The organism is Pseudomonas sp. YuFO20 (assembly GCF_035064975.1).
In the GTDB taxonomy this organism is placed as follows: domain Bacteria; phylum Pseudomonadota; class Gammaproteobacteria; order Pseudomonadales; family Pseudomonadaceae; genus Aquipseudomonas; species Aquipseudomonas putida_AE.
In genome coordinates this window covers 1-21,962 of record NZ_JAXDEO010000063.1, presented here as the reverse complement: position 1 = coordinate 21,962, position 21,962 = coordinate 1, and the positions used below count along the sequence as shown (strand labels likewise).

20 protein-coding genes are annotated in these 21,962 nt (G+C 63.7%); 6 read left to right on the top strand and 14 right to left on the bottom strand.

Annotated features, from left to right (window positions below):
* Window positions 1-73: 73 nt before the first annotated feature.
* From SOP85_RS26350 to SOP85_RS26325, 6 genes are all read right to left on the bottom strand, one after another.
* The gene (locus SOP85_RS26350) at window positions 74-466 is read right to left on the bottom strand and encodes a RidA family protein (protein ID WP_323628737.1); all 393 of its coding nucleotides are present in this window, start codon (window positions 464-466) and stop codon (window positions 74-76) included.
* Window positions 467-494: 28 nt separating this feature from the next.
* Window positions 495-1,208: a DUF3726 domain-containing protein gene (locus SOP85_RS26345; protein WP_323628736.1), complete on the bottom strand. Its 714-nt coding sequence runs from the start codon at window positions 1,206-1,208 to the stop codon at window positions 495-497.
* 1 nt (window position 1,209) lies between these two features.
* On the bottom strand, window positions 1,210-2,925 hold the full coding sequence (locus SOP85_RS26340; RefSeq protein WP_323628735.1) for a hypothetical protein: 1,716 nt from the start codon (window positions 2,923-2,925) through the stop codon (window positions 1,210-1,212).
* A 23-nt stretch (window positions 2,926-2,948) separates the two neighbouring features.
* A complete protein-coding gene (locus SOP85_RS26335) occupies window positions 2,949-4,502 on the bottom strand; it encodes a BCCT family transporter (RefSeq protein WP_274077944.1) in 1,554 nt (517 codons plus the stop codon).
* A 105-nt stretch (window positions 4,503-4,607) separates the two neighbouring features.
* Entirely contained in the window at window positions 4,608-5,594 is a 987-nt protein-coding gene (locus tag SOP85_RS26330; RefSeq protein WP_274077945.1) for a dipeptidase, read from the bottom strand.
* A gap of 13 nt (window positions 5,595-5,607) precedes the next feature.
* Complete coding sequence (locus SOP85_RS26325) at window positions 5,608-7,050, bottom strand: aldehyde dehydrogenase family protein (RefSeq protein ID WP_323628734.1); 1,443 nt, start codon at window positions 7,048-7,050, stop codon at window positions 5,608-5,610.
* Between the two features lie 91 nt (window positions 7,051-7,141).
* Here SOP85_RS26325 and SOP85_RS26320 point away from each other — a divergent pair, with 91 nt between their 5' ends.
* Window positions 7,142-8,038, top strand: coding sequence for a LysR family transcriptional regulator (locus SOP85_RS26320; protein ID WP_323628733.1), 897 nt, complete (start codon window positions 7,142-7,144; stop codon window positions 8,036-8,038).
* Window positions 8,039-9,332: 1,294 nt separating this feature from the next.
* Here SOP85_RS26320 and SOP85_RS26315 read toward each other — a convergent pair.
* Window positions 9,333-10,118: an alpha/beta hydrolase gene (locus SOP85_RS26315; RefSeq protein WP_323628732.1), complete on the bottom strand. Its 786-nt coding sequence runs from the start codon at window positions 10,116-10,118 to the stop codon at window positions 9,333-9,335.
* Window positions 10,119-10,170: 52 nt separating this feature from the next.
* Between SOP85_RS26315 and SOP85_RS26310 the strand changes: the two genes are divergently transcribed.
* The 4 genes from SOP85_RS26310 to SOP85_RS26295 all read left to right on the top strand — a co-directional run bounded on the left by SOP85_RS26310 (window position 10,171) and on the right by SOP85_RS26295 (window position 13,833).
* Window positions 10,171-11,448, top strand: a complete 1,278-nt coding sequence (locus SOP85_RS26310) for an NTP/NDP exchange transporter (protein ID WP_323628731.1) — start codon at window positions 10,171-10,173, stop codon at window positions 11,446-11,448.
* On the top strand, window positions 11,445-12,389 hold the full coding sequence (locus SOP85_RS26305; RefSeq protein WP_274077950.1) for an aldo/keto reductase: 945 nt from the start codon (window positions 11,445-11,447) through the stop codon (window positions 12,387-12,389). Before SOP85_RS26310 ends, SOP85_RS26305 begins: the two co-directional genes overlap by 4 nt.
* A 2-nt stretch (window positions 12,390-12,391) precedes the next feature.
* Window positions 12,392-13,054, top strand: coding sequence for a hypothetical protein (locus tag SOP85_RS26300; RefSeq protein ID WP_274077951.1), 663 nt, complete (start codon window positions 12,392-12,394; stop codon window positions 13,052-13,054).
* 125 nt (window positions 13,055-13,179) lie between these two features.
* Window positions 13,180-13,833, top strand: coding sequence for a peroxiredoxin (locus tag SOP85_RS26295; RefSeq protein ID WP_323608550.1), 654 nt, complete (start codon window positions 13,180-13,182; stop codon window positions 13,831-13,833).
* Between the two features lie 95 nt (window positions 13,834-13,928).
* Here the strand turns inward: SOP85_RS26295 and yghX are convergent, their stop codons facing one another.
* From yghX to SOP85_RS26265, 6 genes are all read right to left on the bottom strand, one after another.
* The gene (gene yghX / locus SOP85_RS26290; RefSeq protein ID WP_323628730.1) at window positions 13,929-14,816 is read right to left on the bottom strand and encodes a YghX family hydrolase; all 888 of its coding nucleotides are present in this window, start codon (window positions 14,814-14,816) and stop codon (window positions 13,929-13,931) included.
* A 152-nt stretch (window positions 14,817-14,968) separates the two neighbouring features.
* On the bottom strand, window positions 14,969-15,367 hold the full coding sequence (locus SOP85_RS26285) for a heme-binding protein (RefSeq protein WP_323628729.1): 399 nt from the start codon (window positions 15,365-15,367) through the stop codon (window positions 14,969-14,971).
* A gap of 19 nt (window positions 15,368-15,386) precedes the next feature.
* A complete protein-coding gene (gene glcF / locus SOP85_RS26280) occupies window positions 15,387-16,607 on the bottom strand; it encodes a glycolate oxidase subunit GlcF (RefSeq protein WP_274077955.1) in 1,221 nt (406 codons plus the stop codon).
* Window positions 16,608-16,610: 3 nt separating this feature from the next.
* Complete coding sequence (gene glcE, locus SOP85_RS26275; RefSeq protein ID WP_323628728.1) at window positions 16,611-17,675, bottom strand: glycolate oxidase subunit GlcE; 1,065 nt, start codon at window positions 17,673-17,675, stop codon at window positions 16,611-16,613.
* Window positions 17,675-19,174: a glycolate oxidase subunit GlcD gene (glcD, locus tag SOP85_RS26270; RefSeq protein ID WP_323628727.1), complete on the bottom strand. Its 1,500-nt coding sequence runs from the start codon at window positions 19,172-19,174 to the stop codon at window positions 17,675-17,677. Before glcD ends, glcE begins: the two co-directional genes overlap by 1 nt.
* 229 nt (window positions 19,175-19,403) lie before the next feature.
* A complete protein-coding gene (locus SOP85_RS26265) occupies window positions 19,404-21,167 on the bottom strand; it encodes an L-lactate permease (RefSeq protein WP_323628726.1) in 1,764 nt (587 codons plus the stop codon).
* Between the two features lie 165 nt (window positions 21,168-21,332).
* Between SOP85_RS26265 and SOP85_RS26260 the strand changes: the two genes are divergently transcribed.
* On the top strand, window positions 21,333-21,569 hold the full coding sequence (locus SOP85_RS26260) for a hypothetical protein (protein ID WP_046818795.1): 237 nt from the start codon (window positions 21,333-21,335) through the stop codon (window positions 21,567-21,569).
* An 88-nt stretch (window positions 21,570-21,657) separates the two neighbouring features.
* Here the strand turns inward: SOP85_RS26260 and SOP85_RS26255 are convergent.
* A partial coding sequence (locus tag SOP85_RS26255) for an aldehyde dehydrogenase family protein (RefSeq protein ID WP_323626758.1) occupies window positions 21,658-21,962 on the bottom strand: 305 nt, incomplete at its 5' end.

The following is a 21,962-nucleotide window of genomic DNA, read 5'->3' as shown; positions in this document are numbered from 1 at the left end:
CTTGAAAATCAAAAGATCGCAGCCTTCGGCAGCTCCTACAGGGGAATGCGTTCGCTTGAGACCGGGGCGGCTGTCAGGCCGTCTTCGCCGGCAGGTCAAGGCAGGCGTATACCACCAGCTCCACCAGCATCCCCTCCCGCGCCAACCCAGCCACGACGATGGCGGCGCGGTTGGGGTAGGGCGCCTGGAAATACTCGGCGTAGATCCCGTTCACCGTCGCCAGGTAACTGCGATCCGTGACGTAGATCAGCACCTGCGTAACCGCGTCGAGCGTGCTGCCAGCGGCCTGCAGGGTATGGCGCAGATTGTCCAGGGTCTGCCGGGTTTGCGCCTCGATGCCCCCGCTGACCACCTGGCCCTCGCGGTCGATGGGGATTTGTGCGGTGTACAGCGTGCCGTTGCCGACCACCGCCCATTCCAGTGGTGCGCGCGAGGCGAAAAGGTCGGTCTTGATCGCGTGTTTCATTGATTGATTCCTGATGCGTTGCAAGGTTTTATTGGCCATCGCTGCTTTCGCCGGCACCGCGCCGACGGGATTCCTCGGTGCTTTCAACCAGCACCCGCTCGCCAAGTTTCTTCAGCTGGGCCCAGACCTCGTCGTCGACCATCAGCTCCCCGGCAGGCTGCGGGTGAACGGTAGGCACGGCATCCTCGGCACTCAGTCGCGGCAGCAGCATGAAGTGCTGGGAGATCAGCACATTGATGCTTTGCTCGTCGCTCTGCGCCGGTTGCGGCAGGTCATACACCCGCAGGATCGGGCAGGTTTGCCCGGCACTGAACGTGGCGACCAGCTCCTGGCGCGCATCGCGCCAGTACACGCAAAAATTCAGCGCCTCGGCCGAGCAGCGCGCCAGGTAACCGAGCAGCAGGATGCGGTTATGGCAATGGCGGATGCGGATCAGCGCACTGCCGCCACGCAAGGCCTTGCTGACACCCAGCTCGACCGCCTGCGCGGCGCAGCGCAGGACACTCTGGCCGTGGGCATCGAGGGTCAGCTGCGCGGCGTCTTCGTAGCAGGTGTCGATGGGCCGATCGACTTCGTCGTGCAGGTACGCCAGGGCCTTTTTCAACGCACCGATGCCATCGAGGCCTTGCAGTTGCAGGCGGGCGATCATCTCGGCGGCGTCGTCGCAGTCACCGGCGGCGAAGCCGATGCCTTCGAAGGCCTTGCGGCAGATCACCTGGATTTCATTGAGCGAGACGCGCATATCAGTGTTCTCCGGCAACGGTGGCCAGTGTCGGCATCACCGCGAAATTCCAGTCATCGGCGAACGGCTGGCCGATCTCACTGACCAGCGGCGCCCCCTGGAACAAGGTGATGCGCACCCAGCGGCTGGACTTGGGGTCGAACTTGCCAGCGCCGAAGAACGCCAGCTTGCAACGCAGCAGGTGGATCGGCAGCATGTTGCGATCCATCAGGTTGGCGCGAATTTCCCCGAAGGCGCAGCGGGTCATGCCCTGCAACCGGCACACGGTGCCCTTGAACGACGGCTGCGCGAGCAGGAAATGCGCGGTCAATTGCTGCGGATGCTGTTCGCGGTAAGCCAGCAAGGCGCGGTGACACCGCTGGATGTTGTGGGCGATGCCCAGCTGCATTTCCTTTTCCGCGCCAGGTTCCAGGGCGCGTTCCCCCAGGCGCGGTTCTTCCTTTTCCGCCGAGCGATACCAGAAGAAGTGATTGGCCTCGGCCCCTTTCAGGTCGTAGTCGAGGGCCCAGCGGTAGCGGGTCTCGATCAGGCTGCACAGCGCGTCCAGCGGCATCTCGGCATTGAGCCGAAAGCCCTCGTTGACCGACATCTGTTCGACCAGCGGGTCGACCTGTTCGGGGTACAGCTCCAGCAGCAGGCTGACCAGCAATTCCTGGCAACCCAAGCCGGCGTTCAGCTCGGCCCAATCCTGCAGGCGAGACCACAGGTCGGCGCTGACGGGTTGAGCGGCGAACCATGGGCTCAATTGATCGAGGTCGGCCAGGGTCTGCCGGTCGATGCCACTTTGCCGTTGGTCCTCGGTGCTGGTCTGTTGCAGGTGCTGGCGAGCCCGCTGCAACAGCGCCTGGAAACGCTGCACCCGGGGCAGGTCGGCCGGTTGTGCCAAAACCCGCGCCAGTGCGGTTTCCCGGGCACAGACCCATTTGTCGACCAGTTGCGGGTGATTGATCAGGAAGGGCGCCATGCCCAACCCCGTGGAGTTGCCGACCCCCAGGTAACGTTGCAGTTCGATGTCCAGCCCGACCGCTCGTTGCGGATTTCGCGCCCGGGCCATGTGCTCGATCTGCTCGATGCTGAAATGTCGCAGCAGGTACACGGTGAACATCTGCGCGCTGAACGGTTGGGTGAAGTCGGCATTGCCCTGCAGGCAGTTGAAGTCGGCGATGCCGAACTTGCCGTTACCGTACACGGCGGTGGTGCGATACAGGTAGCCGACTTCGGCCAGTTGCCGTGGGTCTGGCTGGCAACCTTCGGCCAGCGCCCCGAGGAAGCGCTCGAAGTTGCGCAGGCTGCGGTTGGCCCGTGACAGCACCAGCACCCGCGCATCGAAACGCCCGGCTTCCTGCAACGGCACGTTGCGCCGCAAGTCGCTCAGCTGCTGATCATCGACATCGCCGGCCAGCAGTACGAAGCTGACGTCCCATTGATCGGCGATGACCCGGTCACTACGCTTTTCCGGCGGCAGGTACATCGAGAAAATCACGCAGTGATAGTGCGCACTGCCGGTGTCGATGCGGTAGATCGCGGTGCCGAAGCCCTCGGCGTCGAGATCGAAGCGGGTGCGTTCGATGCGCCACTGCTCGTTCATCATTTTGCGCATGCTGCTGCGCACGAAACTCAGGCGGCTCTGGAAGTGACTGCCCAGCCGTTCCAGGTCCATGACCCGGGCGGCAGGGCGCAAGGCCGAAGAGGTGTCTGTGTCGGTGTGCGACATCATTGCGATTCCTGGACTGTTCATCATCAGACTGCCTGTTCGCGCGCCATCTGCCGGGCGATGCGCAGGGCATCCCAGAGCGACGGCAGGATCAGCAGCGAAACCGGTACGGCGGTAATTACGATAAAGGATTGCAGCGCCGTGACCCCGCCCGAGCCGATGGTGATCAGCACCACGGCGGCCAGGCCCATGCCGATCGCCCAGAAGGCGCGCAGCCATGCCTTGGGCTTGTCGTTTGCGGACATGGCCATCGCCACGGTAAAGGCCATGGCGTCGCCATTGGTCGCCACCGAAATGAAGCTCAGGAACAGGAACAGCGCCGAGATCAACCCACCCCATGGCAGGTTCTGGGTCACGCCCAACAGCAGGTCTTCCGGTTGCGCACCATGGGCGGTGACGATGCCCGGGGTTTGCAATTCCATGCCGATGCCGGCACCGCCGACAATGGTGAACCAGAACATGGTCACCAGCGGGGCGATGATCGACAGGGTCATGATCACTTCGCGGATGGTCCGGCCCCGGGAAATCTTCGCCACGTACAGCGCCACCATCGGCGCGTAACCGATGAACCAGCCCCAGTAGAACACCGTCCACCAGTCCAGCCATTTCGGATCGGCACGGAACAGGGTCATCGGGATGAACTGTTCGATGTGCAGGGCAAAGGCCGTGGGGAATCCGCCGAGGATGAACGCGGTGGGCCCGAGCAGCACCATGAACACGGCCAGGCCGATCATCAGCCAGACGTTGATCCCGCTGACGAAGCGGATGCCCTCGAGCCCGACCAGGCAGGAGATGGTGTACATCACCGTGACCAGCACGATGGTGATCGACTGCACCACCAGGTCATTGGGAATGCCCCACACCGAGTGCAACGCGCTGCTGATCTGCAGGCCGAGGAAGCCGATCGGGCCGATGGTGCCGGCGACCACGGCGATGATCGAGGTGGCGTCGGCCAGGGTGCCGATCGGCCCCTTGATCGCGCGCTCGCCGAACAGTGGATAGAGCAGGGTGCGTGGTGCCAGGGGCAAACCCTTGTCGTAGTGCAGATGCATCAACACGATGGCCAGCAGGCTGCCCAATACCGCCCAGGCCAGGAAGCCCCAGTGCACGAATGATTGCGCGAGCGCAGCGTGCCCGGCGGCCTCGGTGTGCGCTTGCACCCCGGCGAACAGCGGTGGCGGGCTGGCGAAGTGCATCATCGGTTCCGCCGCCGCCCAGAAGGCACCGCCACCGGCGAGCAGGGCGCACATGATCACCGCGATCCAGTTGAAGGTGCTGGTGTCGGGGCGCTGATCAACGCCGCCGAGCCTGACGCGCCCGCACTTGCTGAAGCAGATGAACAGGCTCATGGCAAAAGTCGCCAGCATCAGGACCTGCCAGTACAGGCCGAAGAATTTCGTCGACCAGGCGAACAGCGTGTTGACCAGCAGCGACACACCCTCGATGTCGACCAGCGCGGCGATCAGGAAGGCGCCAAGAAAGCCGCCACTGATCAGGAACAGCGGCCAGTCGATGTCTTTTTTCGGCGTCGTGGCTGCCGGCGCCTGGCCGTCAGCTTGCAGTGCGGTTGTGGTTTTCATGATGCCTCCAAAATACGCGCCAAGGGCTGCGCATCGCCGGTCGGGGAGATGAACGGGAGGTTATTGTTGTTATTTTTCATGCTGTCCTCACGGTTTGGATCGGGGTCAGTTTTGCGCGGTGGTCGCGTTTTCCAGCAGGCGCAACCAGTTGAGTCCCATGATGTTGCGTACCTCGTCCTCGGCGAAGCCACGGTCGCGCAGGCCCTGGGCGATGACCGGGAAATCCCGGCTGTCGCGGAACCATTGCAGCGGTGACGGCCAGTGGGCGTTGTCCTTCGAGCCTTCGCCGTAGTCCTTGTCCTTGCTCCAGCGCCCGTTGCGCATCCATTCGAGCACTTGCAGGGGTTGTTGCTGGCACAGGTCGGTGCCGATGCCGATGTGCTCCACGCCCATCAGTTCGGCCGTGCTGGCGACCATGTCGCAGAACGATTCCAGGCTGCAGCCCGACGCACCCTTGAGGTGGAACGGGTAGGTGCTGAAACCGAGCAGGCCGCCGGACTCGGCAATCCCGCGCAGCACGGCGTTGGACTTGTTGCGCTTGGCGGCATGGAAGCTCGACGGGTTGGCGTGGGAGACGATCACCGGCCGGCTCGACAGTTCGATGGCTTCCAGGGTGCTGCGTTCGGCGCTGTGGGACATGTCGATGAGCATGCCGACGCGGTTCATCTCGCGGATGACCTGGCGGCCGAAGCGGCTGATGCCGTTGTCTTCGGTTTCATAACAGCCGCTGGCCAGCAGGCTCTGGTTGTTATAGGTCAGCTGCATGATCAACACGCCGAGCTGACGGAAGACCTCGACCAGGCTGATGTCGTCTTCGATGGGCGAGCAGTTCTGGAAGCCGAAGAAAATCCCGACGCGGCCTTCCTGATGCGCCAGGCGAATGTCCGAGGCCTCGCGCACCGGACGAATCAGCTCGGGCCAGGTTTCGAACCGGCGGTTCCATTCGCCAATGCGCGACAGGGTTTCCCGGGCGTTTTCGTGATAGGCGATGGTGGCGTGGACCGCGCTCAGGCCGCCAGCCTGCATCTGGCGGAAGATCTCTTCGTTCCAGTTGGAGTACTGCAGGCCATCGATCATCAATAAGTCGTGCATGGTGATCTCCCGTTCAAGGTCGCACGTAGGTGGTCTTGACCACGGTGTAGAACTCGCGGGCGTATTGCCCTTGCTCGCGCGGGCCGAAGCTGGAGGCTTTGCGGCCGCCGAACGGTACGTGGTAGTCGGTGCCGGCGGTGGGCAGGTTGACCATCACGCAACCGGTGCGGGCGCGGCGCTTGAAGTCGCTGGCATGACGCAGCGACTGGGTGATGATCCCGGCGGTCAGGCCGTATTCGGTGTCGTTCAACACCGCCAGGGCTTGCTCGAAGTCGCTCACGCGGATCACGCAGGCAATCGGCCCGAACACTTCTTCGCGGTTGATGCGCATCTGGTTGGTGGTATTGATGAACAGCGCGGGGCGCATGTAGTGCCCGGCCGGTTCCAGGGCGAGCAACTCGCCGCCTTCGACCAGGGTGGCGCCATCTTCCTTGGCCAGGTTCAGGTAATGAAGGTTCTGTTCCAGTTGGCGGGCCTCGGCGACCGGGCCGATCTGCACACCTTTTTCAAGGGCATGGCCGACCTTCAACTGGCGCATGCGCGCGACCAATGCCTCGACAAAACGGTCATGGATGCCGTCGCAGACGATCAGGCGCGATGAGGCGGTGCACTTTTGCCCGGTACCGAAGAAGGCACCGTTCAGTGCGCATTCCACGGCGATGTCGAGGTCGGCATCGTCGAGCACCACCAGGGCGTTCTTGCTGCCCATCTCCAGTTGGCAGCGCACCAGGTTGCCGGCGGTGGCCACCGCGACGCGGCGACCGGTCTGCAGTGAGCCGGTGAACGTCAGCGCATCGATATCGGCCGACTGGATCAGGCTTTCGCCGACCACGCTGCCGCTGCCCATCACCAGGTTGAAGGTGCCCGGGGGCAGGGGCTGGCGGCTGATGATTTCGGTCAGCGCCCAGGCGCTGGCAGGCACCAGGTTGGCCGGCTTGAACACCACGGCGTTACCGAAGGCCAGGGCCGGGGCGATCTTCCACGCGGCGGTGGCCATGGGGAAGTTCCACGGGGTGATGATGCCGACCACGCCCACTGGTTCGCGATGGACTTCGATGTCGATTCCCGGGCGAACCGAGGCAGCCGTCTCGCCCATCTGGCGCAACACTTCGGCGGCGTAGTAGTGGAAGAATTGCGCGCTGCGATGGACTTCGCCAATGCCTTCGGCCAGTGGCTTGCCTTCTTCGCGTGAGAGCAGTGCGCCGAGTTCGTCCTTGCGCGCGATCAGCTCGTTGCCGATGGCCATGAGGATTTGCTGGCGCTGTTCCAGGCCGCTGGCCGCCCATTGCGGCTGGGCGTCACAGGCGGCCGCGATGGCGTCCAGGGTCTGTTCGGCGCTGGCCTGATGGTAGTGCCCGATCAGGTCTTCGACGTCCGAAGGGCTGTGGTTGGCGATTAGATCCGGGCCTTCGCACCAGTTGCCGCCAATGTAGTTTTTGCAGGGTTGCAGTGCCATGGGAACCTCCGATTGCGTTGGTCCCATCTTGAGAGTATTACTCTGCAAATAAAAATTAATAATAAATATGAAATGATAAGGAAAACTAACCGTGTTGCCCGAGCTTAAGATCACTCAACTGCGTTATTTCGTCCTGGTCGCCCAGCTGAAAAGCTTCCACGGCGCGGCCCGGCAGGCTTATCGCACGCAACCGGCGTTGTCGTTGGCGGTGCGCGAGCTGGAGCAGAAGCTCGGCCAGCCGCTGTTCGAAAAGGGCGGTAAGACTGAGCTGACGCCGTTTGGCGCGCACTGTTTGCCGCTGTTCCAGGATTTGCTCGCCCATCACGATCGCATCGCCAGGGAAGTCAGCCTGTTGGCGCGGCACGAAATCGGTCAGGTGAGCATCGCCACGGTGCCATCGGTGGCCAGCCGCTTGCTGCCGCACCTGCTCGCACGGTTTGTCAGCGAGCATCCGAAAATGCAGATCAGCATCCAGGACGGCAACGCCGACAGCGTGCAGCAGCTATTGGTCCAGGGGCAGGTGGACTTCGCCATCAGCAGCGTATGGGTGGCGGATGACAACATCGAGTTCGTGCCGATTCTCAGCGACCGCGTCGGGGTGGTCTGCCGGCATGATCATCCGCTGGTGGCCAACGTCGGGGCGCTGCACTGGTCCAGCCTGCAAGCCTATCCGCTGGTACGCAACGGCACCTCGCGCCTGCTGGCGGGCACGGAGGCGGAGGGCTTGCTCGACAGTAGCCTGTTGTTCGTCTCCAACATGATTTCGCTTATCGCGATGCTCGAGCAGGGCATCGGCATCACCACGCTGCCGTCCCTGGCGTTTCCCCAGGGCAACGAGCAGCTTGTATTTTTACCCTTGGCGGAGCCCAGGGTGGAACGCCAGATCGGCATCCTGTGCCGCAAGGGCCACAGCCTGTCGCCGGCCGCGGCTGAGTTGATGGGGTTTCTCAAGGCGCAGATGCAGATGAGCGAGCTGCAAGGTCAGTGACCTTCCAGAAGGCGACCTTAAGTACTGCATTGACCGTTCGGGCCCCTTCGCTGGCAAGCCAGCTCCTACAATGTTTTGCGCAGGGGTTTGGTCCGTGGTCGCCGCGGACCTGTAGGAGCCGGCTTGCCGGCGAAGGCGTCCTTGAATATTGCGCTGGCCTTTCGGGACTCTTCGCTGGCAAGCCAGCTTCTACAATGGTTTGCGCAGGGCGTTGGTCCGTGGCTGCCGCGGACCTGTAGGAGCCGGCTTGCCGGCGAAGGCCCCCTTGAATATTGCGCTGGCCTTTCGGGCCCCTTCGCTGGCAAGCCAGCTCCTACAATGGTTTGCGCAGGGCGTTGGTCCGTGGTTGCCGCGGACCTGTAGGAGCCGGCTTGCCGGCGAAGGCGTCCTTGAACATTGCGCTGGCCTTTCGGGACTCTTCGCTGGCAAGCCAGCTCCTACAGTGGTTTGCGCAGGGCGTTGGTCTGTGGTCGCCGCGGCCCTGTAGGAGCCGGCTTGCCGGCGAAGGCGTCCCTGAATATTGCGCTGGCCTTTCGGGCCCCTTCGCTGGCAAGCCAGCTCCTACAATGGTTTGCGCAGGGCGTTGGTCCGTGGTCGCCGCGGACCTGTAGGAGCCGGCTTGCCGGCGAAGGCGTCCTTGAATATTGCGCTGGCCTTTCGGGACTCTTCGCTGGCAAGCCAGCTCCTACAATGATTTGCGCAGGGGTTTGGTCCGTGGTTGCCGCGGACCTGTAGGAGCCGGCTTGCCGGCGAAGGCGTCCTTGAATATTGCGCTGGCCTTTCGGGACTCTTCGCTGGCAAGCCAGCTCCTACAATGGTTTGCGCAGGGCGTTGGTCCGTGGTCGCCGCGGCCCTGTAGGAGCCGGCTTGCCGGCGAAGGCGTCCTTGAATATTGCGCTGGCCTTTCGGGACTCTTCGCTGGCAAGCCAGCTCCTACAGTGGTTTGCGCAGGGCGTTGGTCCGTGGTTGCCGCGGACCTGTAGGAGCCCGGCTTGCCGGCGATGGCGTCCTCGAATATTGCAGCGGGCTTTCGGGCCTCTTCGCTGGCAAGCCAGCTCCTATGGTTTGCGCAGGGCGTTGGTCCGTGGTCGCCGCGGACCTGTAGGAGCCGGCTTGCCGGCGCAGGCGTCCTTGAATATTGCGCTGGCCTTTCGGGACTCTTCGCTGGCAAGCCAGCTCCTACAGTGGTTTGCGCAGGGCGTTGGTCTTTGGTCGCCGCGGACCTGTAGGAGCCGGCTTGCCGGCGAAGGCGTCCTTGAATATTGCGCTGGCCTCATCGCTTGCAAGCCAGCGCCTACAAACCATCCTCCAGCGCCTCGAGGTATTCCGGGCTGTTGCTGATCGAATTGTGCCCGGTGCCCGCAATTACCTGCAGCGTTGCCACGCCCGCGGGGAAATGGCTGTAGAGGCGCCGGGTGCTTGCGCCTGGAATCACTTCGTCGTGTTCGGCGGCGATCAGGCGTGTTGGCACGGCGATATGTTCGGCGTAGCGCCAGGATTCGTATTTATCCTTCAATAGCCACTTCACCGGAAACCAACGGAACTGCCGCTCGGCCAGTTCCTCCAGGCTGTTGTACGGCGTGATCAGCAGCAGTTTCGCCGCCGGCCGAGAACTGGCCAGGCGCACCGCGACCCCCGAACCCAGGCTGCGTCCGACCACGGCAATCTGCGGGTGGTCGGCATAGACCTTGTCGAACAGGGCCATGGCATCGTGGGCAATCGCCTCTTCCGAAGGTGACCCGGAGCTGCCGCCGTAGCCACGGTAATGCAGCAGATACAGGGCATGGTCGGGGAAGGCCCGGGCGAAGTCCGGCAGGCTGCGCGAGACGTCCTCGGCATTGCCACCGAAGTAGATCAGTGCCTTGGGGCCGTCATGCGCGCGCACCGACACCAGCACCTGCGCCTCGTCCACGGGCAAGGTCAGCAGCGTGTCGGGTGAGTCGACGGCCCGGGGTTGCGGGTAGTAGATGAGCGCGCGCTGGAAGACGAACAGGGCCGCGCAGAGCGCCAGGTACAGCGCAGGGGCGATGACGACGAGGAACACCAGGGTACGGGACATTCGGCTAACGTTAGTGGTCATTGACGGCTCCGTGGTGCTGTCAGAGTGTAGCTGGCGGTAAAGGAGGGCACCGATGCCCATCGCGCTCAAGTGGCTCAACGTAAAGCCTGCGGAAAGAGCAGCCCTGGCCCTGGGTTTCGCCTTCCACTTCTGCGTGCTGGCCAGCTATTACCTGGTACGGCCGTTGCGCGATGCCCTGGGCCTCGAAGGCGGCGTCGACCGGTTGCAGTGGTTGTTCACCGCCACGTTCGTGGTGATGCTGCTGATGGTGCCGGTGTTTGGCGCGCTGGCGTCGCGGCTGCCGGCCACGCGCTTCGTGCCGTTGATCTACCGCACGATTGCCGTGTCGATGCTGGTGTTTGGCCTGTTGATCGGCAACCGCGTCGCGCCGGTGACGGTCGGCCAGGTGTTTTTTGTCTGGATCAGCCTCTACAACCTGTTCATCGTCTCGATTTTCTGGAGCGTGCTGGTCGATCGCTTCTCCAGCGAGCAAGGCCGACGGCTGTTTGGCTGCATCGCGGCCGGCGGAACCCTTGGCACTTTCATCGGGCCCTTGCTGGCGGCGACCATGGCCACTCGTCTGGGCCCGCTGGCGTTGACCGTCGCTGCGGCGCTGCTGCTGGAGCTGGCGGTTCGTTGCTATCGGGGGCTGCTGGCGAGGACGCAAGCGCAGGCGGGTCATCACCTTTTGGACGAACGGCGCCTGGGCGGCAGCATGCTCGCCGGGATCACTCTCATCCTGCGTTCGCCGTATCTGTTGGGGCTGGTGGCCTTCATGCTGCTGCACACCAGCGCTGCGACTTTGTTGTATTTCGAGCAGGGACGGATCGTCACTGGCAGCTACGCTGATGTAGGCAGCAGGACGCAATTCTTCGCCCTGGTCGATTTGCTGGTGTCGGCGCTGACCCTGATCTGCCAGTTGCTGCTGACGGCGCCGGTGATTCGTCTGCTGGGCATCGGCGGCGCGCTGCTGGTCATGCCCCTGGCGACCGTCGTGGCGTTTAGCGTCATGGCCCTGGCGCCGGTGCCGGCCAGCGTGGCCCTGGCCCAGGGGCTGCGCCGCGCGGTGGAGTTCGGCATCGTGCGGCCGGCGCGGGAAGTGCTGTGGACGGTGGTCAGCCGGGAAGAGAAGTACAAGGCCAAGAACGTGATCGAAACCCTGGTCTATCGTGGAGGTGATGCCGCCAGTGGCTGGTTGTCGGCCGGGTTGACAGCCCTGGGCGCAGGCTTCGGCCTGGTCGCGCTGGCGGTCGTGCCGTTCGCGGGCGTATGGGGCGGGTTGTGCCTGTGGCTGGCCAGGCGCCAGGCGCGAATGGCCGACGCAGCACCACCGGGGAGGGAAACGTCATGAGCCATGGCCAAGGTTTTACCCGCAGGCAAATACTCACGCTGGCTGCCGCCGCATCGGCGGTCTTCACGCTCGGCCCGAGCGGCGCGTCAACCTCGCCAGCGGCGGGAACAGGAGGCAAGACCATGATGACCCGCGTCATTCCTTCCAGCAAAGAGCCATTGCCCGCCGTCGGCCTGGGCACCTATCGCGGCTTCGACGTGGCGCCTTCGGACCCTGCCTACCGCAGCTTGTCCGCGGTGCTTGACGCCTTGTTCGAAAAGGGCGGCAAGGTCATCGACAGCTCGCCGATGTACGGCCGCGCCGAGCAGACCACCGGCGAGCTGCTGTCGATTCACGAGCCACGCTCGCCGGCATTCCTGGCGACCAAGGTGTGGACCCGGGGCCGCGAAGAAGGCATCGCGCAGATGGAGCAATCCTTCAAGCTGCTGCAGACCGATCGTATCGACCTGATGCAGATCCACAACCTGCTGGATTGGCAAACCCATCTGCCGACCCTGCGCGAGTGGAAGGAGGCAGGTCGCATTCGCTACATCGGTATCAGCCATTACACCGCGTCGGCCTATGACGAAGTGGAGGCGCTGCTCAAGGCCGAGCCACTGGATTTTTTGCAGATCAACTATGCGCTGGATGATCGCGCGGTGGAGAAGCGCATCCTGCCGTTGTGCCGCGACCGCGGCGTCGCGGTGATCTGCAACCGGCCGTTCGGCGGCGGTGGCCTGATCGCGCGGTTGCAGGGCAAACCCTTGCCCGGCTGGGCCGCACAAGTCGGGGTCAAGACCTGGCCGCCTTTGGCACTCAAATTCCTCTTGTCACATTCCGCGGTGACCTGCGTCATCCCTGGCACCGGCAACCCGCGCTACATGGCGGAAAACGCCAGCGCCGGTTTCGGCCCGATGCTGACCGATGCACAACGTCATCAACTGATCGCCCTGGTGGGGTAACCATGCACGAAAACGCTCAACAGAAACGCGCCCGCGTACTCGATCCGGTCGACCGGGTCACCGAAGTGATTTTCGGCCTGCTCATGGCCATGACGTTCACTGGAACGATCAGTGTGGCCACCGCCAATCAGGAGGAAGAACGCACGATGATGATCGCCGCGCTGGGCTGCAACCTGGCGTGGGGCCTGGCGGACGCGGTGATGTATCTGCTGCGCACGGTCATCGAGCGCACGCGCAACCGCAACTTGTTCAGCGGTTTGCGCGAGGGTCGCGATGCCAGCGCTGGGCAGGCGCTGATCGCCGATGCGCTGCCGCCACGGATTGCCCTGGCCGCCGGCGCCGAAGGCCTGGAAGCGTTACGCCAGCGCCTGATCCAGGCACCCGCCACGCCGCTGCAGCCGGCGCTGGGCCTGGATGACTTCAAGGGCGCGCTGGGCGTGTTCCTGTTGGTAGTGGTGGCGACCTTCCCGCTGGTGGTGCCCTTCCTGCTCCTCGATCAGACGGCGCTGGCGGTGCGCTTGTCCAACGCCATCGGCATCCTGGTGCTGTTCCTGGCGGGCTGGATCCTCGCCCGCTACGCCGGTGCCAGGCCGTGGCAGGGCGGGGTTGCCCTGGCCGTCCTCGGCGCCGCGCTGATCGCCGCGATCATTGCGCTGGGCGGCTGATCGATCGGCAATCGTCTCCTATACTGAGTCGCGTCAACAGGCAAGGCACCCATTTTCAATGCCGTCGCCAACGCTCACCCGCGCTGCGACAGCGTCCCCTGACCATCACTGCAAGGAGATCGAACATGGCAATCCGCATAGGCGATGAAGCGCCGGATTTCACGGCACAAACCACCGAAGGCACGCTCAACTTCCACCAATGGATCGGTGATGGCTGGGCCATCCTGTTTTCGCATCCCAAGGATTTCACCCCGGTGTGCACCACCGAACTGGGTTATCTGGCCAAACTCAAGCCGGAGTTCGACAAGCGCAACACCAAGATCCTCGGCCTGAGCATCGACCCGGTCAGTGATCACGAGAAATGGGTGGGTGACATCGAAGAAACCCAGGGCAGTGCCGTCAACTACCCGCTGATCGGCGACGAAAACCTGGTCGTGGCCAAGCTCTACGACATGATCCACCCCAATGCCAGCGGCGGCACGCGCACCGCGGTGGACAATGCCACGGTGCGCTCGGTGTTCCTGGTCGGCCCGGACAAGAAGATCAAGGCGATGCTGATCTACCCGATGAGCGCCGGGCGTAATTTCGATGAAGTGCTGCGTTTGCTTGACTCGTTGCAGCTCAACGCCAAGCACACCGTCGCCACGCCGGTGAACTGGCGGCCGGGGGAAGACGTGATCATTCCGACGTCGGTGTCCGACGAGGATGCGAAGAAGAAATACCCGGACGGCTTCAAGACCCTGAAACCGTATCTGCGCACGGTACCGCAACCGAAATAACCCCGGCCTTTGTGGGAGCTGGCCTGCCGGCGATGGCGTCCGTGAGATCGCCTTCGCCGGCAAGCCGGGCTCCTACAAGGGAGGGTGGCTCCGGCTTACCCCAGGTATTTGTGAAACCACCCCAACGTCCGCTCCCACGCCAGCTTCGCCGCCGCCTCGTCATAGCGCGGCGTGGAGTCGTTGTGAAAACCGTGATTGGCGCCGGGATAAATGTACGCTTCGTAGGTCTTGCCCCCGGCCTTCAACGCCTGTTCATAGGCGGGCCAGCCTTCGTTGATGCGCGTATCCAGCTCACCGTAGTGCAGCATCACCGGCGCCTTGATCCGCGGTACATCCTTGGCGTCCGCTTGCCGACCGTAGAACGACACCGCGGCGCCCAGTTCCGGGTAAGCCACGGCGGCCGCATTGGTGACTCCACCGCCATAACAGAAACCGGTGATGCCGACTTTGCCACTGGCGTCGGGGTGTTTCATCATCCACTCGACGGCAGCAAAGAAGTCGTTCATGAGCTTTTGCGGGTCGACCTTCTCCTGCAGCGCACGGCCCTTGTCGTCGTTGCCGGGGTAGCCGCCCACCGAGCTCAGGCCATCCGGGGCGAGGGCGACGAAACCGGCCTTGGCCAGGCGTCGCGCGACGTCTTCGATGTAAGGATTGAGCCCACGGTTTTCATGCACGACCACCACCGCAGGGGGCTTGCCGGCGGCTTTTGCCGGACGCACCAGATAGGCACGAACCTGCCCGTGGCCCTTGGGTGAGGGATATTGGACGTACTCGGCAATGATGTCCGGGTCGGTGAATTCGACCTGTTCGGCCAGGGCGTAGTCCGGGCTCAGGGACGCCAGCAGTGCACTGGCGGTCAAGCCACCCAGGGTGAACAGCGCGGCGCGGTCGAGAAACTCGCGCCGGTTGATCAGGCCATGGGCGTAGTAATCGTAGAGTTCCAACAGCTGTGGGGAAAAGTCTTTTGCAGTGAGACGTGTCATATAGGCGCTTCCTCTTCATCCAATAGAACGCGAACCTTGTAGGAGCGAGCTTGCTCGCGAAAAACCTGAGAGCACCGCGGGCTGTCAGGCTCCCCGCGTCATCGTTGACCTCCGTCGCGAGCAAGCTCGCTCCTACAGGGGGGCATGCCAAATTACAAACTCTGCGCCCCGGCCTTCGCCACCTGCGCATCCTGCTCGGCCTTGACCCCGGACACCCCGACCGCACCGACCACCTGGCCGTCGACCGTGATCGGCACCCCGCCTTCCAGTGAGGTCAGCAGCGGGGCCGAGAGAAAGGCCGTGCGCCCGCCATTGACCATCTCTTCATAGCCTTTGGATTCCCGCCGCCCCAGGGCCGAGGTGCGGGCTTTTTCGGTGGCGATGTAGGCACTGATGGGCGAGGCGCCATCGAGGCGTTCGAGGGCCAGGGGATGACCGCCGTCGTCGACCACCACAATGGTCACTGGCCATTGATTGTCCTGGGCTTCGGTGCGGGCGGCGGCGAGTATCCGGCTGACTTCGGCCTGGCTCAGGACGGCTTTGCTGTTCATGGGCATTCTCCATTGGGCGCTATTGGGACAGGGCGGCTTCGACCAGTTCGATCCAGTGCCGGACGGGGGTACGGCCCGCGCCGTCGAGGTGCGACTGACAGCCGATGTTGGCGGTGACGATGACTTCGGGGTAGCCGCTTTCCAGGGCATTCATCTTGTTGTCGCGCAGTTGCCGGGCCAGTTCCGGCTGGGTCAGCGAATAAGTGCCCGCCGAACCGCAGCACAAATGGCCGTCCGGTACTGTGGTGAGGTTGAAGCCCAGACGCATCAGTACCTTTTCGACCGCGCCACCGAGTTTTTGCGCGTGCTGCAAGGTGCAGGGGCAATGGAAGGCAACGCGATGGGCGTTATGGATGCCCAGCTGTTCCAGCGGTTCGGCGCGCAACACCTCCACCAGGTCCTTGGCCAGCGCGCTGACCTTCCTGGCCTTGTCGGCATAGACCGGGTCGCGCTCCAGCAGATGCCCGTAATCCTTGATGAACGCGCCGCAACCGCTGGCCGTTTGCACGATGGCCTCGGCGCCTTGTTCAATGCCCGGCCACCAGGCATCGATGTTGTGCCGGGCGCGATCGAGGCCGGCGGCCTGGGCGTCCAGGTGATAGTCCACGGCGCCGCAACAGCCGGCCTCGCGGGCCGGCATGACGCTGATGCCCAGGCGGTCCAGGACCCTGGCGGCGGCGACGTTGGTATTGGGCGACAGGCCGGGCTGCACGCAACCTTCGAGCATCAGCACCTGGCGGGCATGGCGCACGGCGGGGCGCTGCTTGGTCACCGGCAGGTTGCGCGGCAGCTTGCTTTGCAGCGCGCCGGGCAGCAGCGCGCGAAACACCTGGCCGCTGTTGACCAGGCGCTTGAACAGGTCCGGATGCGGTACCAGCGTGCGCAGCCCTTCGCGCAACAGACGCTGACCGAGCGGACGCGGTACCGCCGCATCGACAACGGCCCGGCCGATGTCCAGCAAGTTGTGGTAATCGACCCCCGAAGGGCAGGTGGTTTCGCAGTTGCGGCACGACAAGCAGCGATCCAGGTGTTGCTGGGTCTTCTGCGTCACCTCGTTGCCTTCCAGCACCTGCTTGATCAGGTAGATGCGCCCGCGCGGGCCATCCAGTTCATCGCCGAGTAACTGATAGGTCGGGCAGGTGGCGTTGCAGAAACCGCAATGCACACAGGTGCGCAGGATGCTGTCGGCTTCCTCGGCGCGGGGCAATTGGCGGGCGCGTTCGCTCAAGGTGGTCTGCATGATTCATAACTCCGCGTACAGACGTCCGGGGTTGAAGATGCCCTGGGGGTCGAGTTGCTGCTTGAGGCTCTTGTGGTAGCGCATCAATGCGTCGGGCAGCGGCTGGAAGGGCGTGTCCGTGAGCCCGTGGCTGTAGCAGGTGACGTGCCCGCCAGCCTCTTCGACGACCTGGCGAATGAACTTTGCCTCGGCGTCGGACTTGAGCCAGCGCTGAGCGCCGCCCCAGTCGATCAATTGCCGGCCGGGCAGGGACAGCCGTGGCGTGTTGTTGGGCACGGACAGGCGCCACAGGGGCTGGTCTTCATCGAAGAAGGCCAGGCGTTGTTCGTTGAGATCGGTCCAATACGAAGCGTCGAGCAACTCGCCGCCCAGGCGGTCATGGGCCGCCGCCACCGAACCTTCGCCACCCTCCAACCGCAGATGCAGGCGTTCACCGTCATGACACGCAGCGCTGATCGGCAGCGGTTGCTGGCCCCATTCCGCCAGGCGTAGCAGGGCATGTTCGGCGTTCATTTGCAGGCTGATGCTCAGGGCCTGCCGGGGCTTGGGCAACACCTTGAGCGAGACCTCGGTGATCAGGCCGAGGATGCCGTAACTGCCGGCCATCAGGCGCGACAGGTCGTAACCGGCGACGTTTTTCATGACCTCGCCACCAAAACGCAGGTGCTTGCCCAGGCCTGTGATCACCCGCGTGCCCAGGACGAAATCCCTGACCGACCCCGACCACGGCCGACGCGGCCCCGACAGCCCGCAGGCGATCATGCCGCCGACGGTGGCATCGTCGCCAAAGGAGGGCGGTTCGCAGGGCAACATCTGCTGCGCGGCGTCCAGCACCTTCGCCAGTTCCGCCAGTGGCGTGCCGCAGCGCACAGTGATTACAAGCTCCGTCGGGTCGTAGCTGACAATGCCCCGGTGCGATCGTGTATCGAGTATTTCGCCCGCCGTCACCCGTCCCAGGAACGCCTTGGTATTGGCCCCCTGGATGCGCAGCGGCGTGGCGTTCGCCAACGCCTGGTTGACCTGCTCCTGCAGCGCGCTGCTGTCATCGAGATCGGCAGTTTCCTGCATCAGAAGCGCTCCAGGTCAGGGAAGGGCAGTTGGCCTGCGTGCACATGCATGGCGCCAAACTCGGCGCAGCGGTGCAGGGTCGGTATGTTCTTGCCAGGATTGAGCAGGCCGCCGGGGTCGAACGCCGCCTTGACCGCGTGGAACAGGGTCAACTCATCGCTGTTGAACTGCGCGCACATCTGGTTGATCTTTTCCCGGCCGACGCCGTGCTCACCGGTAATGCTGCCGCCGACCTTCACGCACAGCTCGAGGATCTTCCCACCCAGGGCTTCGGCGCGGTTCAGTTCGCCAGGCGTATTGGCATCGAACAGGATCAGCGGGTGCATGTTGCCGTCGCCGGCATGGAACACGTTGGCCACCCGCAGGCCGTACTCGGCCGAAAGGCTGGCGATGGCCTTGAGCACACCGGGCAGCTCGCGGCGCGGGATGGTGCCGTCCATGCAGTAGTAATCCGGCGACAATCGGCCCACCGCCGGAAAGGCGTTCTTGCGCCCGGCCCAGAAGCGCACGCGCTCGGCCTCATCCTTGGCCTGGCGCACTTCGGTGGCGCCAGCCTGTTGCAACACCTGGCGCACGCGGTCGCAATCGTCACGCACGTCGGCTTCGACGCCGTCGAGTTCGCACAAAAGGATGGCTTCGGCCTCCACCGGGTAACCGGCGTGGATGAAGTCTTCGGCGGCGCGGATGGCCAAGTTGTCCATCATCTCCAGGCCACCGGGAATGATGCCGGCGGCAATGATGTCGCCGACGGCGCGACCGGCCTTTTCCACGGAGTCGAACGCCGCCAACAGCACCTTGGCCGACTGCGGTTTGGGCAGCAGCTTGACCGTGACCTCGGTGATCACCCCGAGCATGCCTTCGGAGCCGGTGAACAAGGCCAGCAGGTCCAGGCCAGGCGAGTCCAGGGCGTCGGAGCCCAGGGTCAGGTGTTCGCCGTCGACGGTAAGGATGTCCACCTTGAGCAGGTTATGCACGGTCAGGCCGTATTTCAGGCAATGCACGCCGCCGGCGTTTTCGGCGACGTTACCGCCGATGGAGCAGGCAATTTGCGAAGAAGGGTCGGGCGCGTAGTACAGGTCGAACGGTGCGGCGGCCTGGGAAATCGCCAGGTTGCGCACCCCAGGTTGAACCCTGGCGGTGCGGGCGGCGGGGTCGATCTGCAGGATCTGGTTGAAGCGGGCCATCACCAGCAGCACGCCTTTTTCCAGGGGCAAGGCGCCGCCGGACAGCCCGGTGCCGGCGCCCCGGGCGACGACCGCTACCCGGCGCTCATGACATAGGCGCAACACGCCCTGGACCTGGGCAATGTCCCGCGGCAGCACCACCAGCATCGGCGTGGTGCGGTAGGCGCTGAGCCCGTCGCATTCGTATGGCTTGAGTTCTTCCTGCTGGTGCAGGATCTCCAGATCGGGCAGCTGCGTGCGCAAGGCCTGCAACAGCGCGCTCTTGTCGACCATTGGCAACGCGCCATCAACGCGTTCATCGTAAAGAATGTTCATAGTCGTTTTACGATACTCCGTTCATGAAAGCCCGGGCCAGTGCCCGTATTGCTGTTCATATTGTAGGAGCGAGCTTGCTCGCGATGAACTCAACAGCGCCGCGTTTAGCCCGCAAACACGCGTTATCGTTGACGACCATCGCGAGCAAGCTCGCTCCTACAGTGGACAGCATTAGGGCCAGTGCCCGGGATTTTCAACAGAGTTGCGCGAGCAACCCGGGCTGTGCCGATCAGTGGCCGCCCACCACCATATGACTGAACGGCGCGACATAGGCCTGCAATGTCACCAGGCCACCGACCAGGATCGCCAGGACGATCGAGTGGAAAAACACATAACGCAGGATTTCCCCTTCATGGCCGTACCAGCGGGTGGCGGTGGAGGCGACCACGATCGACTGGGCGTCGACCATCTTGCCCATCACCCCGCCGGAACTGTTGGCGGCGGCCATCAACACCGGGCTGAGCCCCAGTTGCTCGGCGGTCACCTTCTGCAAACCGCCGAACAGCACGTTGGACGCGGTGTCCGAGCCGGTCAGGGCCACGCCGAGCCAGCCCAGCAGGGTGCCGAACATCGGATAGAAAATCCCGGTCGCGGCAAAGGCCAGGCCCATGGTCGCGTCCAGCCCCGAGTAGCGGGTGAGGAACCCCAGGGCCAGCATCGCGGTAATGGTGATCAACGAGTAGCGCACCACCCACAGTGTTCGCAGGTATTGGTGAATCAGTTGCGGGATGGAGTAGCCCATCAACAGCCCGCCGAGGATCGCCGACAGCAGGATGCCGGTGCCGGTGCTGGTGAACCAGGTGAACTTGTAGATCGCTTCTTCGGTTTTCGGCGCAGGCACCACGGGCGGAACCTTTTCGATCTGCTGGTGAATCGTGGTGAAGGTCAGGGTCGGGGCGAAAATCGGGTTGGCCTCGCGCAGCGGTTTACCCTGGGGATCCAGTTTCGCCGTGCTGGTGGCCGGATCGATCGCGGGGCGGGTGTCGAACATGTTCTTGAAGCCCTGGGTGCCCCAGGCGAACACGAAGACGGTGAGGATGATCCACGGCATCCAGGCGCGCATCACCGCGGGCTTGGCGTCGCTGGCAAAGGCCGCACTGGCGACCGGTTTTTCGTCGTGTTCCTCGGCGATCGCCGAGTTGTCGACGCGCCCGGACAGGGCGGCGGAGGTGTGCACCGTGGCCGGTTTCCACACTTTCAGGAATCCTGTCAGGCAGGCCATGGAAATCAGCGCGGCGATCACGTCCACCAGCATCGGCCCGTGATAGTTGGACACGACGAACTGCGGAATGGCAAAACTGACCCCGGCAATCAGGATCGCCGGCCAGATTTCCAGCATCTTGCGCCAGCCGGCAAAGGCCCAGATCAGCCAGAACGGCACGATCACCGAGAAGAACGGCAGTTGCCGACCGACCATCATCGACAGCTCCATTTCATCCAGCCCTGTGACCTTGGCCAGGGTGATGATCGGCGTGCCCAGGGCACCGAAGGCCACGGGGGCGGTGTTGGCGATCAGCGCCAGGCCCGAGGCGGCCAGCGGTGAGAAGCCCAGGCCAATGAGGATCGCTCCGGTCACCGCCACCGGTGTACCGAACCCCGCCGCGCCCTCGAAGAAGGCGCCGAAGCAGAAGGCGATCAGCAGCAATTGCAGGCGACGATCGTCGGTGATCCGTGCCAGGGAGTCCTGCAACACTTTGAACGAGCCGTTCTCGGTCGTCAGCCGGTGCAGGAAAATGATGTTCAACACAATCCAGCCGATCGGCAGCAAGCCGTTTGCGGCACCGTACAGCGCAGCCGACCCGGCCATGCCGGCGGGCATATCAAAGGCGAAAATCGCGATCACCAGGGCCGAGGCCAGGGCCATCAGTGCCGCCAGGTGTGCCTTGACATGGAAGAACGCCAGGGCTGCGAGCATTACCACCACCGGCACGGCGGCCATGAGGGTCGAAAGCACCGGGTTGTTGAACGGATCGTAGATTTGCTGCCAGACCATGTTCCACCTCTGCTTTTTATTGTTGGATGCGCAGCCCCTTGGGGGGGAGGTGGCCTGTAGTATAGGTGGCATTGCGCCGCTGTCAGGGCGTCTTTACCGGCGCTGTGCAGGCGCCTGAGCTAGCATTGCCGATAGGTCCAAAACTGCCACGGGAGGAAAACCGCAATGACTGAGCGCCATCTGGAGCACAAGGAGACGCTTTCGAACGGATGCAGCATCAAGGTCAAGGCCGAGATACTGAAGGACGGCTCCCTGGGCATGTTCATCGGAGTCTACCGACCGGATGGCACGGCCATCGACGAAAACCACGATCCCAAGCCGCATATGCTGGACATGGAAGCGGCGATGGACTGGGGGATCGACATTGCCAAGGGGATTGGCAATAGCCAGAGGACGCTTTAGCGCAAGGCTGGGGATTTGCGGTGATGCCATCGCCAGCAGGCTGGCTCCCACAGCCAAATTGTGGGAGCCAGCCTGCTGGCGATGGTTTTTAATGCTTGAACATCACATGCCGCACGACGGTGTAGTCCTCCAGCCCATACATCGACATGTCCTTGCCATACCCGGACAGCTTCTGCCCGCCATGGGGCATCTCGCTGACCAGCATGAAATGCGTGTTCACCCAGGTGCAGCCGTACTGCAAGCGCGCCGACAGGCGATGCGCACGACCGACGTCGGCGGTCCATACCGATGACGCCAGGCCGTAGTCCGAGTCGTTGGCCCAGCCCAGCACCTGCGCCTCATCGGTGAATCTGGTCACCGACACCACTGGCCCGAACACTTCGCGCCGCACGA